This is a genomic window from Flavobacterium sp. PS2 (assembly GCF_046250155.1).
GTDB lineage: Bacteria > Bacteroidota > Bacteroidia > Flavobacteriales > Flavobacteriaceae > Flavobacterium.
In genome coordinates, this window is record NZ_CP176426.1 from 3187717 (window position 1) to 3204323 (window position 16607).

The 16607-nt window shown below is 28.5% G+C and carries 16 protein-coding genes; all 16 read left to right on the plus strand.

Annotated elements, in window-relative coordinates; translation table 11 throughout:
* The first annotated feature begins 37 nt into the window (after positions 1-37).
* The 16 genes from ACJ6WR_RS13860 (at position 38) to ACJ6WR_RS13935 (ending at position 16584) form a co-directional block, all read left to right on the plus strand.
* Positions 38-1102: an acyltransferase family protein gene (locus ACJ6WR_RS13860; RefSeq protein ID WP_409415531.1), complete on the plus strand. Its 1065-nt coding sequence runs from the start codon at positions 38-40 to the stop codon at positions 1100-1102.
* A 36-nt stretch (positions 1103-1138) separates the two neighbouring features.
* Positions 1139-2230 (plus strand): glycosyltransferase family 4 protein, encoded by a 1092-nt coding sequence (locus ACJ6WR_RS13865; protein ID WP_409415532.1) that lies wholly within the window; start codon positions 1139-1141, stop codon positions 2228-2230.
* Between the two features lie 112 nt (positions 2231-2342).
* Complete coding sequence (locus ACJ6WR_RS13870; RefSeq protein ID WP_409415533.1) at positions 2343-2819, plus strand: acetyltransferase; 477 nt, start codon at positions 2343-2345, stop codon at positions 2817-2819.
* Positions 2819-3952, plus strand: a complete 1134-nt coding sequence (locus ACJ6WR_RS13875; protein WP_409415534.1) for an NAD-dependent epimerase/dehydratase family protein — start codon at positions 2819-2821, stop codon at positions 3950-3952. The genes ACJ6WR_RS13870 and ACJ6WR_RS13875 overlap by 1 nt, the downstream gene beginning before the upstream one ends.
* The gene (locus ACJ6WR_RS13880; RefSeq protein ID WP_409415535.1) at positions 3952-4989 is read left to right on the plus strand and encodes a hypothetical protein; all 1038 of its coding nucleotides are present in this window, start codon (positions 3952-3954) and stop codon (positions 4987-4989) included. Before ACJ6WR_RS13875 ends, ACJ6WR_RS13880 begins: the two co-directional genes overlap by 1 nt.
* Before the next feature lie 17 nt (positions 4990-5006).
* A complete protein-coding gene (locus ACJ6WR_RS13885; RefSeq protein WP_409415536.1) occupies positions 5007-5903 on the plus strand; it encodes an NAD-dependent epimerase/dehydratase family protein in 897 nt (298 codons plus the stop codon).
* 95 nt (positions 5904-5998) lie between these two features.
* Positions 5999-7102, plus strand: a complete 1104-nt coding sequence (locus ACJ6WR_RS13890; RefSeq protein WP_409415537.1) for an EpsG family protein — start codon at positions 5999-6001, stop codon at positions 7100-7102.
* Between the two features lie 165 nt (positions 7103-7267).
* On the plus strand, positions 7268-8233 hold the full coding sequence (locus ACJ6WR_RS13895; protein ID WP_409415538.1) for an MraY family glycosyltransferase: 966 nt from the start codon (positions 7268-7270) through the stop codon (positions 8231-8233).
* On the plus strand, positions 8230-8658 hold the full coding sequence (locus ACJ6WR_RS13900) for a hypothetical protein (RefSeq protein ID WP_409415539.1): 429 nt from the start codon (positions 8230-8232) through the stop codon (positions 8656-8658). The genes ACJ6WR_RS13895 and ACJ6WR_RS13900 overlap by 4 nt, the downstream gene beginning before the upstream one ends.
* Positions 8648-9787: a DegT/DnrJ/EryC1/StrS family aminotransferase gene (locus ACJ6WR_RS13905; RefSeq protein ID WP_409415540.1), complete on the plus strand. Its 1140-nt coding sequence runs from the start codon at positions 8648-8650 to the stop codon at positions 9785-9787. The genes ACJ6WR_RS13900 and ACJ6WR_RS13905 overlap by 11 nt, the downstream gene beginning before the upstream one ends.
* Before the next feature lie 24 nt (positions 9788-9811).
* On the plus strand, positions 9812-10360 hold the full coding sequence (gene rfbC, locus ACJ6WR_RS13910) for a dTDP-4-dehydrorhamnose 3,5-epimerase (RefSeq protein WP_409415541.1): 549 nt from the start codon (positions 9812-9814) through the stop codon (positions 10358-10360).
* Positions 10360-11211: a dTDP-4-dehydrorhamnose reductase gene (gene rfbD, locus ACJ6WR_RS13915; protein ID WP_409415542.1), complete on the plus strand. Its 852-nt coding sequence runs from the start codon at positions 10360-10362 to the stop codon at positions 11209-11211. Before rfbC ends, rfbD begins: the two co-directional genes overlap by 1 nt.
* A 42-nt stretch (positions 11212-11253) precedes the next feature.
* The gene (gene rfbA / locus ACJ6WR_RS13920) at positions 11254-12138 is read left to right on the plus strand and encodes a glucose-1-phosphate thymidylyltransferase RfbA (RefSeq protein WP_409415543.1); all 885 of its coding nucleotides are present in this window, start codon (positions 11254-11256) and stop codon (positions 12136-12138) included.
* A gap of 128 nt (positions 12139-12266) precedes the next feature.
* A complete protein-coding gene (locus tag ACJ6WR_RS13925) occupies positions 12267-14171 on the plus strand; it encodes a polysaccharide biosynthesis protein (protein WP_409417932.1) in 1905 nt (634 codons plus the stop codon).
* A gap of 219 nt (positions 14172-14390) precedes the next feature.
* Positions 14391-15260 (plus strand): ABC transporter permease, encoded by an 870-nt coding sequence (locus ACJ6WR_RS13930; protein ID WP_409415544.1) that lies wholly within the window; start codon positions 14391-14393, stop codon positions 15258-15260.
* Positions 15261-15309: 49 nt separating this feature from the next.
* Positions 15310-16584 (plus strand): ABC transporter ATP-binding protein, encoded by a 1275-nt coding sequence (locus tag ACJ6WR_RS13935; RefSeq protein ID WP_039111694.1) that lies wholly within the window; start codon positions 15310-15312, stop codon positions 16582-16584.
* The last annotated feature ends 23 nt before the right edge of the window (positions 16585-16607 follow it).

A 16607-nucleotide genomic window follows, 5' to 3' on the forward strand; every position in this document is an offset into this window, starting at 1 on the left:
AAGAGTTTTTTAAATAAACAATGTGGGATTTTAAATAATGATAGATAAGTATTTAAGTGATAAATTGAAAGTGATTTCTTTTTTTTCTATGTTAATGGTTGTGTTTTTGCATTCATATAATTTAGGAGAAGAAATATTAAATGATACTAGTGTTACAAAAGGATATGATTTCTTTATTCAATTTTTTATAAGTCAGGGAATTGCTAGAGTTGCAGTGCCTATTTTTTTTGTAATTTCAGGTTACTTGCTTTTTTTAAACAAGAAAAATACTTTTGATGAGTATCTTTTGATTTTAAAAAAGCGATTTAAATCATTAGTCATTCCATATTTATTTTGGTCTTTTTCTTTATTTTTTATTTTTTTATTATTACAAAGTTTACCGCAAATAGGTATGTTTTTTAAGCAAAAACATATTATTGACTATAATTTTCATGAAGTATTAGAAACTATTTTTGTTCATCCAATACCATTTCAGTTTTGGTTTATTAGAGATTTGTTTGTATTGATGATATTCTCTCCATTATTATATGCACTTGTAAGGTTTTTTAAGATTTTAACATTATTTGTTTTTTTAATTACTTGGTGGTTTCAGATCGATTTTGTGATTTTTTCTAATGAAGCAATATTATTTTTTGTTCTAGGATTGTTTTTAGTAATCAATAAGATAGATTTAAATGTTAGTAAATTATTTAAAAATAGTATCTTTTTAGTATTGTTGTGGTTTTTACTAGTTTTTTCTGAAACACTACTTATATATAAAGGATTTTTAAATAAAAGTATTATAAACTCTCTTCATAAATTTGGAATTTTAGTTGGTTTGTTTGCTGTTTGGAGTTTTTATGATTTTTTATTTAAAAAAGCTGGTATTAATTCCAAATTTTTATCATTAACACAGATGTCATTTTTTATATATGCTTTTCATGAACCATTATTAGAAATAATAAAAATTGTTTTTTATAAAATATTAGGAGAAAGTCAATTTTTAAAATTACTTCTATATGTTACTTCTCCTCTATTTGTAATATCAATCAGTATATTTCTGGGATTGTATTTGAAAAGAGTTTTTCCTAATTTTTTTAGTATTATAACAGGAGGAAGATAAAAGATTAGAATATTTGTTAATTTAAGGAATCAATTAATGGACATATTATTAGACAATATAATTTTTTCGTTGCAAAAATCTGGTGGAGCTTCAGTTGTTTGGCAACAGCATTTGGAGAGATTATTAGAAGATAGAGAGTTTAAGTCTTTCTTTTTAGAATACGATAATGCTGGACATAATTTTTTTAGAAAACAATTAACAATAAATAATGATTTAGTAAATTTAAGGAGTTCTCGATATTTATTTATAAAACGTTATTTAAACTTGAGTTCAAAGATTAAGACTAAACATATTTTTCATTCTTCACATTATCGAGTCGAAAATGGTATAAATATAATTAATGTTACAACGGTTCATGATTTTACCTATGAGTATTTTATGAATGGATTGAAGAAGGGTGTACATTCTTGGCAAAAGAATCAGGCAATTAATAGCTCTCAAGGTATCATTTGTGTTTCGGAAAGTACAAAGAAAGATTTGTTACATTTTTTGCCACACATTAGCGAAAACAGAATTAGAGTTATTTATAATGGTGTTGATAATTGTTTTAGATTATTGAATCATGATTACGTTTTGCAAAAAAAACATTCATTTGAGGATTATAGTTATGCTTTATATATTGGAGATAGAAATGCTATATATAAAAATTTTGACATGGCAGTTGATGCATGTCGATTAGCTAAAATACCACTTTTGATAATCGGAGGTGGCGAATTAACAGTAGAGGAGGCATATAAATTAAAAGCGAAATTAGGGGATAAAAATTATTCAATACTTTTAGGTGTAAGTGTTGAAGATTTAAATTATTGTTATAATAAAGCTTATTGTCTTCTTTATCCGTCATTATATGAAGGCTTTGGAATTCCAGTTATAGAAGCACAACGTGCAGGTTGTCCAGTTATAGCAACGGATAGTTCATCAATACCAGAAGTGTTAGGGAATAAATATTTAATGATAGGAAAACCAACTGCTCAGAAAATTTCTGAAAAAATAAAAGAATTAACATTTGCTAGCCATTTGAGAAAAGAAACAATTGAAAAAGGATTTGAGAAATCTAAAAGATTTAGTTGGGAAAACACTTATCAACAAACAACAGAATTTTACAAAGAATTATATTTTGAGAAATAGATATTCCTTATTAACATTTATTAAATTAACTATTTGGCTAATCCGAACTAAATTAATTTGGAGTAATGCACGTATAATCAGATTTCCTTTTGATTTGAGGGGAAAAAAATATATGTCAATATCTGCTGGGTTTACTACTGGGGTTGGATGTAGATTGGAAGCTTATCCAAAAGATAAAAATAAAGTTTTACATATAGGTAAAAATGTTCAAATGAATGATTATGTGCATATCACTGCAATGGAAAATGTTTTCATCGGAGATAATGTACTTATGGCAAGTAAAATTTATATATCAGATTGTAGTCATGGGAGTTACTCTGGAGATTTTAATGATTGTAATCCTAATAGTATCCCTGCGGAGAGAAAACTTTTCTCTAATCCCGTTTTTATAAATGATAATGTTTGGTTAGGGGAATTTGTATCCGTTTTACCAGGGGTAACTATAGGGAAAGGAACTATTGTTGGAGCGAATTCAGTTGTTTCTAAAAGCCTCCCACCTTATGTAATTGCTGTTGGTTCACCGGCTCGTCCAATAAAGAGATATAATTTTGAAACCCAGAGATGGGATAAAATAATAAATAATAAATAATGAAAAATATATTAATAACTGGAGGAGCAGGATTTATTGGAAGTAATCTGGCACTTAAACTTATAGAAAAAGGACATAAAATTACGGTTTTAGATAATCTTTCAAAACAAATACATGGAGAGAATCCTGTGGAGACATCTCCATTATTTAAAAAGATAAAAGATAAAGTAGTATTCATTGAAGGAACGGTTACATCCAGAGCTGACTGGGAAAAGGCATTAGAAAATCAAAATGTGATAGTGCATTTTGCAGCTGAAACAGGTACAGGGCAGTCTATGTATTGTATAGAAAAGTATACAGAAGTGAATATTCAGGGTACTGCAATTATGCTTGATATACTAGCCAATAAAAAGAGTTCAGTTGAGAAAATTGTAATAGCTTCTTCACGTTCTATTTATGGAGAGGGAAAATATAAACATCCAAAATTAGGGATTGTATATCCATCGCATAGAAGAGAGGATGATATGTTAGCTGGTAATTTCGAACTTTCCTACGCAGATTATGAAGAACTTGAGTTATTAGCAACTGATGAAGATTCTAAAATTCATCCATCTTCGGTTTATGGTATTACTAAGCAGAATCAAGAACAAATGATTATGACAGTGTGTCCAACTATTGGAATTGCTCCAGTTGGATTTAGATATCAAAATGTTTATGGGCCAGGACAATCATTATCAAATCCTTATACTGGGATTTTATCTATTTTTTCGACTCAAATTAGAAATAATAACCCAATTCAAATTTTTGAGGATGGAAAAGAAACTCGCGATTTTGTCTTTATTGATGATGTTGTCACGGCAACAATTCTCGGTATTGAAAAAGAAGAGGCTAATGGGCATGTTTTTAATGTTGGAACGGGTGTAGCAACAGACGTTCTTGAAGTAGCTAATTCATTAATAAAGGCTTATGATATTAATGTCCCTGTAACCATAACGGGTAAATTCAGGTTAGGTGATATTCGTCATAACTATGCCGATTTAACTAAAATTAGAACATGTTTAGGATTTGAACCTACTGTATATTTTAATGAGGGTATAAGGAAATTTTCAGCATGGGTGTTAGAACAAGAAATTCAAGAGGATAAATTAAGTATCTCTCTTGAAGAAATGAAAAAGAAAGGTTTGTTAAAGTAATGGATAGTAGAAATTTTCACAATAAGAAAATACTTTTTTTTTCTGTCAAATTATTTAACTATGAGAATATTATTGCTGATAAATTGCGATCATTGGGTGCAGAAGTTGATTATTATGACGAAAGACCTAGCAATTCAATTCTTACAAAGGGAGTAATTAGGTTAAAGAGAAGCCTCTATAATGTAAGAATACGTAACTACTATAATGATGTTTTAATAAAAATTAAAGAAAAACGCTATAATTATTTTTTTTTAATTAAAGGAGAAGTTATTCCACAGTATTTTATAGAGAAAATAGTAGAGTTAAACCCTGAAATTATTTTGTTATATTATACGTTTGATTCTTTCGAGAACAACCCTAATGGTATTGATATTTTAAAAAATTTTGATAGAAAATTTACTTTTGATTCTAAAGATTCAAAGGTTTATGATTTAAGTTTTCGACCATTGTTTTTTTCAGATGATTATTACAAACTGATCAATAATGAGCATTTTAAATATGATTTGCTTTTTATTGGCACGGCACATTCAGACAGATACGTCATTAGTGAAAAAGCTAGTAAATGGTGTAAGGAAAACAAGCTTAAAAATTATGCATTTTATTATTCACCAAGTAGAATTGTTTTTTTGTTCTTTAAACTATTTGACTCTTCCTTTAAAAAGTTTAATTATAATAAAATTTCTTTTTTTAGCTTAAAACATGAGCAAATAATTGAATTGTATAAAGAATCAAAAGTTGTCCTAGATATCAATCATCCTAATCAAAGAGGGTTAACAATGAGAGTTTTTGAAGCATTAGGTAGTGGTAAAAAACTGATAACCACAAATATTGATATTAAAAGATATCCTTTCTATAATGAAAATAATATTTACGTTATCGATAGGAATAATATTGATTTAAATTGCAATTTTTTTAGCTTGCCTTTTATTGATGTCGATAAAAAATTGTATCATCAAATGTCTATTACTGGATGGTTAGAGGAGTTGTTTTTTGATAATGAATCGTTTACTTGGTTATGTGAACGTAACAAACGATAATTACTAAAAATGATTAAATGAATATACTTCTCACGGGAGCAAATGGTTTTTTAGGAACAGTTATAAAAAATAAATTATCTGATGATCATAATATTACCACTTTATCAAGGGCTAATTCTGATTATAAGATTTCTTTAGATAAAGAAATACCTGTTTTTATAGAAAAATTTGATTTAATTATTCATGCGGCTGGCAAAGCGCATAGTATTCCAAAAACTGAATCTGAAAAAACTGAATTTTATAATGTGAATTTTTCAGGAACATTTAATCTCTTAAAAGGATTAGAAGCATCTAGTTTACCGAAAAAATTTGTTTTTATAAGTTCTGTAGCTGTTTATGGACAGGATTTAGGCAATAATATCAATGAAAATCATCCTTTATTGGCTCAAGATTCTTATGGACTAAGTAAAATTGAGGCAGAAAAACTGATCATAAATTGGTGTGAACGAAATAATGTTATTTGTACAATTTTGCGTTTACCTTTATTAGTCGGTAAAAAGCCACCAGGTAATTTAGGGACTATGATAAAGGCTATAAATAAAAACTATTATTTTAATATTGGAAAAGGAAAAGCAAGAAAAAGTATGGTTTTGTCTGATGATGTAGCTTTGATCATTCCAGATGTTTCTTTAGTTGGAGGAGTATATAATCTTACAGATGGTTTTCATCCTAGTTTTTATGAATTAAGTTTAGCAATTTCAAAAAATAATAAAAAATATTTTAATTTACCTGTTTTTGCAGCTAGATTTCTTGGTAAAATAGGAGATTTATTAGGGAATAGAGCTCCAATTAATTCTTTAAAAGTAAAAAAAATAATTTCGGATTTAACTTTTGATGATTCAAATGCTAGACGATCGTTGAATTGGAAGCCTGAACCAGTTTTAGACTATTTGAAAAGAGAAAGCTTAGATTAGTAATAAAAAGAACAAAGCGATTCAACTCATAACACCAGAAGTTCTGGTTAATATTATTTTGAGTAAAAACCGATTTTAAATAAATAAATAAATAAATGTTTTTTTATATTTTTTTTCTTTTATTTATTACAGGATTAGTATTGGTCGAGTATTTTTATCCTCCTAGAGGAAAAGTAATTGGTATTATTGTATTAATATTAATTGTATTAATTTCTGGACTACGAAAAGGAATAGGTTACGATTATAATTCTTATGTTTCATGGTATCTGTACAAAACTCGTGATAATGATTTAGAATATGGATACTTAGCAATTATGAATGTGTTTAGGTGGTTTAATTTAACACCTAGTTTTCTTTTTTTCTTTTTTTCTTTTTTTACTTGTTTTTTTGTTTATCTCGGGGTTAAAAAATATGCGATTAATCCAAATATAGCATTATTATTTTATATTATAATTCCTGGTTTATATTTAACCTCCTTTACACTTGTTAGACAATCTTTATCAGTAGCAATTAGTTTTTACGCTTTTTATTATTTAATCAATAGAAAGTATGTGATATTTTTTTTGTTAATGTTTATTGGTGTATCAATACATAATACTTGTTTAGTTCCTTTATTTTTATTTTTATTAGTTTTTAAATATGGGGATAGGATGAAAATTAATCATCTTTATGGGATGGTAATTTTTTCTTTTCTTATATCTTCTTTTGACTTTTTTCAGGTTTTTCATGAATTATTTGAAAAAAGCAGATATGCTTATTATTTTTCTGACAAAATAAAGCCAGTAAGTATTTGGAAGATTATTGTTTTAAACTTAGAAGGAATTTTAATTTTATATTATTCAAAAAAGTTTGATAATAGATATCCTTATCAGAAATATTTTTTAGTATTATATTGTTTTTCAATTGTTTTTATTAATATATTTTCTAAAAACTATGATTTGACGAGGATTTTTATTTATTTTAGAATCTTTGAAATTATAGTAGTGGCTAATTTAATCTCTTTAGAAATCAATACAAGAAGAATCGCTCTTTTTCTATTTTTTTATATATTGTATTTTAGCGCATTTTTAAATGGGTTAAGAGTAGATTTTGAATTTCAAAAAAAGAATATGCCTAGACTTATACCTTACGATAATATTTTATGGTTTTCTTCAAAAATTATGGAGCCAGAATTAATAAAAGAGAATATTTTTGATTAATAAGGACTTTGATATGTTAGTTTAGTGAATGTTATTAGGTTCAATAGAATTAGATTTAGAATATGGATAGAGGTAAATCATCTTTTACTAAATAGTTAAAAATTTAAAATTATATATTTAATACTACATTGTGGAACTTTAAATACAAAAACTTCAACAAAAATAATGCAATACACAATCCTAGGAATTCTTTTAATGATTATAATACTACTTTATTTTAAAGTAGCTAATCGATTTAATATTATTGACAGACCTAATGAAAGAAGTTCACATACTGAAATTACTTTAAGAGGTGGTGGAATTATTTTTTGGTTCTCTGCGTTATTATACTTTATACAGAATATTCAAGATAACTACTTTTTTTTTACAGGAATTACTTTAGTCAGTTTAGTCAGTTTTTGGGATGATATTCAAAGTCTATCAAATAAAATAAGAATTTCAATTCACTTTTTAGCTATTACTTTAATTTTTTATAATCTAAACGTTTTTAATTTGATGCCATTACATGGAGTCATTATTACCTATATTTTAGCCATAGGATTAATTAATGCTTATAATTTTATGGATGGGATAAATGGTATAACGGGCTTGTATACTTTAGTGGTAATGGGGTCGTTGTTATATGTAAATACGAAGATTCAATTATTTATCGATGCAGCTTTTATAAAGTATGCGATGATAGCTTGTTTAGTCTTTCTATTTTTCAATTATAGAAAAAGAGCAAAATGCTTCGCAGGTGATATTGGTAGTATCGCTATTGCGTTTTGGGTGATTTATTTGATTTTGAAAATTATTTTAGTGACAAGTTCAGTAATTTGGCTTTTGTTTTTGGCAATTTATGGTGTTGATGCAATACTTACTATTATACATCGATTATATTTAAAACAAAATATTTTTGAAGCGCATCGCTTACATTTTTATCAAATTTTAACTAATGAATATAAAATACAGCACAGATTGGTTGCTTTGTATTTTGCAATTGCTCAGATAGTAATTTCTGCTCTAGTTATTTTCTTATATCAAAAAGTTCAAGATATGTTATTATTTATAGTAATTATTATACCATTACTTTTGATTTATACTTTGAAGTTTTATTTTATGAAGAAAAGTAATTTAAAATTAAATACATGATTCCAAAAATAATTCAAGGAGGAAATTTTTCTGACCATCGTGGGACTATTTCGTATGTAAATGATTTTAGTTTTGAGACTATTGAGAGATTTTATATCATTAGTAATTCAGATGAAAATCCTATTCGTGCTTGGCAAGGACATAAATTAGATTCTAAAAATTTTTATTGTCTGAGTGGGGCCTTTAAAATCCATTTTGTAAAAATTGATAATTGGGAGAGTCCTTCAAAGTATTTGCCTGTGGAGACGATATCTGTATCAGCTGAAGATGGTAAAATTGTTTATATTCCTGCGGGTTATGCTAATGCAATCCAATGTTTAGAAAAAGGTTCTAAACTGATATCATTTTCTACATTGCCATTAGCAAATGTAAGCGATGATGATGTTCGTTATGATTCTGATTATTGGAAAATTGATGAAAAATAAAAGGATTTTTTTATCATTATCGCAACAAAGTGGATTTGAAGAAAAGTATGTTCAAGATGCGTTTAAGAATTCTTGGATTACATCTGGAGGACCTAATGTTGATGATTTTGAAAATAAGTTAGAAGATTATTTTGGTAACAAAGTTTCTATAGCAGCTTTAAATTCTGGAACAGCTGCAATTCATTTAGCATTAATTTTATTGGGTGTAAAATCGGGTGATGAGGTAATTTGCCAAAGTATGACATTTTCTGCATCTGCAAATCCAATTATGTATCAAGGTGCAACTCCTATTTTTGTCGATAGTGAAATAGATACATGGAATATTTCTCCAGAATTTCTAGAAATAGCAATTAAGAATAGAATTGCAAACGGAAAGAAACCTAAAGCTATAATCACAGTTCACTTATATGGAATGCCTTATAAAATAGATGAAATCCATGCTATTGCTAATCATTATGGGATTCCAATAATTGAAGACAGTGCAGAAGCATTGGGTAGTAGCTATAAAGGGAAGAAGTGTGGGATGTTTGGTGATTTTGGAGTCTTGTCATTTAATGGTAATAAAATAATTACAACTTCAGCAGGAGGTGCCCTGGTTAGCTATTCAAATGGATTAAAAGAAAAAGCTATTTTTTACGCTACTCAATCAAGAGATAATGCTCAACATTATGAGCACAGTGAGGTAGGTTATAATTATAGAATGAGTAATATTTGCGCAGGAATTGGATGTGGACAAATGAAAATATTAGAAGAAAATATTGCTTCGCGCAGGGCTATACATGATTTTTATGTAAATATATTTCAAAATATAAATGCAGTGACAGTTTTTGAAGAGCCTAATGAGGATTATTTTTCAAATTTTTGGTTAAGTACCATTTTATTTAAAAATGATAGTGACAATAAAATTAATAGAGAAACTTTACGATTAGTTTTTGAACAAGCCAATATAGAATCTCGTCCTTTATGGAAACCAATGCATTTGCAGCCTTTGTTTTGTAATTACCCATATTATGGAAAAAAAATTGCAGAAGATTTATTCGAAAAAGGTTTGTGTTTACCGTCTGGTTCAAATTTTACAGATGAAGATAAAAATAGAATTGAAAAAGTAATTAAGACTTTTTTTAATTAAAAGAAACAAGAATTATATTTTAATATGAAAATTGAAGAAACATTTATAAAAGATTTAGTAATTATAGAACCAACTGTATTTGGAGATGAGAGAGGTTATTTTTTTGAATCATATAGCAAAACTAAATTTGAAGATTTAGGGATAAATATTGAATTTGTTCAAGATAATCAATCTTTTTCAAAAAAAGGTACTTTAAGAGGTTTACATTATCAAAACCCACCATTTGCACAAACTAAACTTATACGTGTTTTAGAAGGTGAGATTATTGATGTTGCTGTAGATTTAAGAAAAGATTCGTCCACTTATGGTAAGTCATTTAGTATTTTATTATCTGCGGAAAATAAAAAACAATTATTAGTTCCTCAAGGTTTTGCACATGGTTTTTCGGTTATTAGTGAGACAGCGTCAGTTATGTATAAATGCGATCAATTTTATAATAAAGACTCAGAAGGAGGTATTAAATTTGATGACCCATCCTTAAATATTGATTGGGGAATGAATTTAGAGGAAGCGATAGTTTCTGAAAAAGATCAGGTTCTTTCTTTTATCGAGAATTGTAACAGTTTATTTTAATGGAGAAGATTCTTGTAACAGGGGCAAACGGACAATTAGGGTCAGAATTATTTATTTTATCTTCAAATTATCCTCAAAATAAATGGATTTTTGCAGACAGAAGTCAGATAACTCTCGATGATTTAAATTTATTACAAACGCAATTAGAAGAATTGCAACCGACTATTATTTTAAATTGTGCTGCTTATACTGCAGTTGATAAAGCAGAAACTGAAAAAGAATTGGCAAATATTGTTAATCACTTAGCAGTAGACATAATAGCAAAATATTCAATTAAAAATGGAGTGAAATTAATTCATATATCTACGGACTATGTTTTTGATGGGTCATCATCAGTAGCTTTGGATGAAGATGCTTTAACAAATCCGATCAATGTGTATGGAGAAACTAAAAGATTAGGAGAATTAGCTTGTTTGCAAGGGAATCCAAATTCAATTATTATCAGAACATCATGGGTTTATAGTAAATTTGGTAATAATTTTGTAAAAACAATGCAAAGATTAATGTTGGAGAGGGATTTGATTAGTGTAGTCAATGACCAAATAGGGTCACCTACTTATGCTGCCGATTTAGCACTGATTATGATTGAAATTATTTTATCAGATAAATGGACTTCAGGAATTTATAATTTTTCGAATGAAGGAGAAATTAGTTGGTATGAATTTGCATTGACTATAAAAGATGTCGGTGGATATGAGTGTGAAATTGAAGGTATTCCTTCCTCGGCATATCCAACCCCAGCAAAACGTCCTTCCTTTTCTTTATTAGATAAAAGTAAGGTTAAGAGAATCTATGGAGTGGACGTTCCAAATTATAAAGAGAGTTTAAAAAAAATGATGGCACAATTATAGTTGCTGAATTTTTATTAGTATAAATAGATATAATCTAGACAAATGAAAGGAATTATTTTAGCAGGAGGTTCAGGTACAAGATTGCACCCATTAACTCTTGCAATGAGCAAGCAAATGATGCCAGTTTATGATAAGCCAATGATTTATTATCCATTATCAACTTTGATGATGGCGGGAATAAATGAAATATTGATTATTTCGACACCACATGATTTGCCAAATTTTAAAAAATTATTAGGAGATGGAGTAAATTTAGGATGTAAATTTAGCTATGCAGAACAGGCTATTCCAAATGGATTAGCACAGGCTTTTGTTATTGGAGAAGAGTTTATTGGAGATGACGATGTAGCTTTGATTTTAGGTGATAATATATTTTTTGGAGCCAATATGCAAGAGTTATTACGCTCAAATACAAAACCTGAAGGAGGAGTGGTTTTCGCATACCATGTTTCGGATCCAGAACGTTATGGAGTAGTAGAATTTGACGAAAATTTAAAAGCTATTTCAATAGAAGAAAAACCAAAGAATCCTAAATCTCATTACGCTGTTCCTGGATTGTATTTTTATGATAATTCAGTTGTGGAAATAGCCAAAAATATCGAGCCAAGTGCGCGTGGAGAATACGAAATTACAGATGTAAATAAAGTATATCTTTCTAAAGAAGCTTTAAAAGTAGGAATCCTAAGTAGAGGTACAGCTTGGCTTGATACTGGAACTTTTAATAGTTTGATGCAAGCTGGTCAATTTGTACAGGTGTTAGAGGAACGTCAAGGACTAAAAGTAGGTTGTATAGAAGAAATTGCTTGGAGGCAAGGATTTATAAGTGATAATCAACTTGAGGAATTAGCTCTACCATTAGTTAAATCTGGTTATGGGGCATATTTGCTAGATTTTTTGAAACAAAAAAAGGCAGGCGTTAAAATTTAATTTTTTGAATCCATTATTTCGTATTTTTGTAATTATTATCGGACTCTATAATTTTAAGACCAATTAATTTGAATAATAAACCAATCACTTTTGCAATTTTATTTGCTAAGTATTTTTCGATAGCTAACATGAGACTTAATATTCATAACCTGAGTTATTTACCTAGGTGGATTATAGTTTTAATGGATGTTATGGTATTGATTTTCTCTTTTACTTTTACTTATTTGTTATTTAAGGGTACTGGTTTAGGATATATTATAACGCACCATGAGTTTTATTTTGTTGGGTCACTTTTGGGCGTTAACATTTTTTTCTTTTGGTTATTTAGGACATATTCAGGCATAATTAGGCACTCATCGTATATTGACGCAATCAAATTACTATTTTCGCAAATGTCAGTGTTGGTAGTTTTCTTGTTCTTCAATTTTGTATTTGAATTATATCATGGCGATAAGGCATTTTTGAATACTGCTCTTTTTATAAACATTGTGCTTTCATTCTGTGGATTGTTTTTATATCGAGTAGTTGTAAAGCAAACATTTGAGCTTTATTTTGCTGAAAAAAACAATACTAAATTAATTAGAACTATTATCTATGGAACTGATGCTAATGCAATTTCTGTTGCTAATGCATTAAAGTTTGAAACACCTTCTCGTTTTAAAATTGTAGGTTTTGTAGATAAGAATAATCAAAATGCTTCAAAGAGAATGTTGGATTTACCAATATTGATTCAAAAGAAAAGATTACCTGCATTAATGCGTTCAGTTGCGGCCGAAGGAGTTATTATTGCAGACAAAAGTTTGTCAAAAGATGAACAATTAATTATTGTTGATCAATGTTTAGAGTTCAATTATAGAGTATATACTGTACCATTAATTTCGGATTGGGAAAATCAAAAAGAAATTTCTCAAAAAGTAAAAAATATTCAAATTGAAGATTTATTGGAAAGAAAACCAATAGTATTGGATAGTAAATCAATATCTAAACAGTTAAAAGATAAAACTATTTTAATTACTGGAGCTGCAGGGTCTATCGGAAGTGAAATAGTAAGACAGGTAATAGGATTTAATCCTAAAAATGTAATTTTATTAGACCAGGCAGAAACACCACTGCATAGCCTTTGTTTAGAAACTCAAAATATGGTTTCTGATTCAAAAATTCATGCTGTAATTGCAGATGTGAAGAGTAAAGAGGCAATGGAGAGAGTTTTTAAAGTTTTCGGACCGCAAGTGGTTTTCCACGCTGCTGCATACAAGCATGTTCCATTGATGGAAGGAAATCCATCTCAAGCTATTTTAACAAATATTGAGGGAACTAAAAATCTAGCAGATTTAGCCTGTAAATATAAAGTAAAGAAATTTGTAATGGTTTCTACAGATAAGGCCGTTAATCCTAGTAACGTTATGGGTGCTAGTAAGCGCATTGCTGAAAAATATGTGCAGTCTTTACATTTAAAAAATCAAAAAGAAAAAGGAAATGATACAACAAAGTTTATCACAACTCGTTTTGGAAATGTATTAGGTTCTAATGGATCTGTAGTTCCTTTATTTACAAAGCAAATTGCAGAAGGAGGACCACTAACTATAACACATCCTGATATTATTAGGTACTTTATGACCATTCCTGAGGCATGTCAATTAGTACTTGAAGCGGGTGCGATGGGCAATGGAGGTGAAATCTATATTTTTGACATGGGAAAACCTGTTCGAATTATAGATTTGGCTAGAAAAATGATAAAATTAGCAGGATTTATTCCAGAAAAAGAAATTAAAATTCAGATAGTTGGACTTAGACCAGGTGAAAAGCTATTTGAAGAATTATTAAATGATACTTCAAAAACATTACCTACTTATCATAATAAAATTATGATTGCTGAAGAAATTCAGGATGAATATGAAAGTTTACATATAGAAATTGATGAGTTGATAGGAATATCTAAATTTTTTGATAATGACGATATTGTTGCAAAAATGAAAAAAATTGTACCAGAATTTAAAAGTATGAATTCTAGTTTTGAGATTCTTGATAAATAGATGTAATGAGTGTGAAGATATTCACGCTTTAATTTCTTACAATAAGGTGTTTTTTAATAAAAGCACCTTTTTTGTTTCTATTATTTAGAATAGAAATGTATCCATAATGTTGATAATTTATTTTAATTGTTACATTTGCCCTAATTAATACCATACTTTTTTAGTCTGTAATATGAAGTAATAGTAACTTATTTCAGAAGTAGAATTTTTAAAATGTCGATGAATAAACCAGAAAACGCTTCAACTCCTTGGTTGTTTGAAATAACACCTAAAAATAGATTCTTCTCTTTAAACCTGAAAGAAGTTTGGCAATACAGAGATTTATTGTTACTTTTTGTTAAACGAGATGTTATTACTGTATATAAGCAGACTATCTTAGGACCGCTTTGGTATTTAATCCAACCATTATTTACTTCTGTAACATTTACAATAATATTTAATAATGTAGCTGGAATTGATACAGGTACTGTTCCTCCATTTTTGTTTAATTTGGCAGGAATAACCGTTTGGAATTATTTTACAGCTTGCCTTAATGGAACTTCGGATACTTTTAGAGCTAACGCTAGTATATTTGGGAAAGTCTATTTCCCCAGAATAATTACTCCTTTATCTGTTGTTATTTCGAATCTTGTAAAATTTGGAATTCAATTTTTTATTTTTATAGGTTTCTATATTTTCTATTATTTTCAGGGTGCTGATCTGAGCTTAAATAGCTTAGTTTTATTTTTTCCATTTTTGATTATTATAATGGGGGTATTAGGGTTAGGATTTGGAATGTTAATTTCGGCAATGGTCACAAAATATCGTGATTTTAGTCATTTAATAGGCTTCGGAATACAGCTATTAATGTATTTGTCTGCAGTAATGTACCCAATGAATTTAATTAAAGATAAATTACCAGGTTATGGTTGGCTAGTCGAATACAATCCATTGGCTTATATAATAGAAACAGCACGTTATATGCTTTTAAATGTGGGAGAAGTTTCAATATTAGGATTATCCTTCACTTTGACTGTCACTATCGTAGTATTTTTTATTGGACTTTTAGTTTTTAATAAAACTGAAAAAAGTTTTATAGATACTGTTTAGAATTGAATATTTATAACTGTTTACTTCATTTACCATTTTAGATTTACCATTGAAAAAAGATATAATATTAAAAGCCGAAAACATTTCTAAACAATACCGCTTAGGACAAGTAGGTACCGGAACCTTAAGTCATGATGTTAACCGTTGGTGGCATAAGATTCGAGGAAAAGAAGACCCATATCTGAAAATAGGCGAAACAAATGATCGTTCAATAAAAGGTAACTCGGACTATGTTTGGGCTTTACAAGATGTTAATTTTGAAGTTGAGAGAGGAGAGGTTCTTGGGATTATAGGAAAAAATGGAGCAGGAAAATCGACACTTTTAAAAATACTTTCAAAAGTAACAGGTCCAACAACAGGAAGTATAAAATCTCGTGGGCGTATTGCTTCGCTGCTTGAAGTAGGTACAGGATTTAATGGTGAAATGACAGGACGAGAAAATATATTTTTAAACGGTGCAATTCTCGGAATGACCAAAAAAGAAATCTCTTCAAAGCTTGACGAAATTATTGAATTTTCAGGATGTGAACGATATATTGACACGCCAGTTAAAAGGTATAGTAGTGGTATGACAGTGCGTTTGGCTTTTGCAGTAGCGGCCTTTTTAGAACCCGAAATTTTGGTTATTGATGAGGTTCTTGCAGTTGGTGATGCTGAATTTCAGAAAAAAGCTATTGGTAAAATGCAAGATATTTCTAAAGGTGAGGGACGTACAGTTTTATTTGTAAGTCATAATATGGCAGCAGTTAAGAGTTTATGCACAAGAGGAATTGTTTTGGAGCATGGTAAAGTAAAGTTGATTAGTGATATTGAGCGCGCTATTAGTTATTATTTAGGTGGAGATTCTGAAATTCTGAATCAAAAAAAGTTTGGAGATGATTATGATACTAAGGAATTTAGATTAGAAAAAATTTCAATAAACACTATAGGAAAAAATTTTAATGAAGCACTTTCTGAGAGTAATGAGATAGAATTAAATACTAAAATAATTTTAAAAGATAATAAAGCGGATAGATATCATTTAACATATCATTTGTATAATGAAATGGGAGAAGCTCTTTTTTCTTTTTCTAATGGAAAAGAAAAAAACGCTTTAAAATATGGAAATAATGAATTAACATGTACATTTCCTTCCTCATTTTTTCAATCAGGTCAATATTTTTTATCATTTTTTTTTGTTAAAGATAATAGAGAAGCAGTTTTTGTAGAAAAAGATATTATTTCATTTACTGTGATAGATGGTGGTAGAGAATTAGGAGTTTATATGGGGAGAGAGCCAGGTTACATTAAGCCAAAATTTGAATGGAGAATTAAAAACAGTTAAAATGTTATTTAAAAATTATTTTA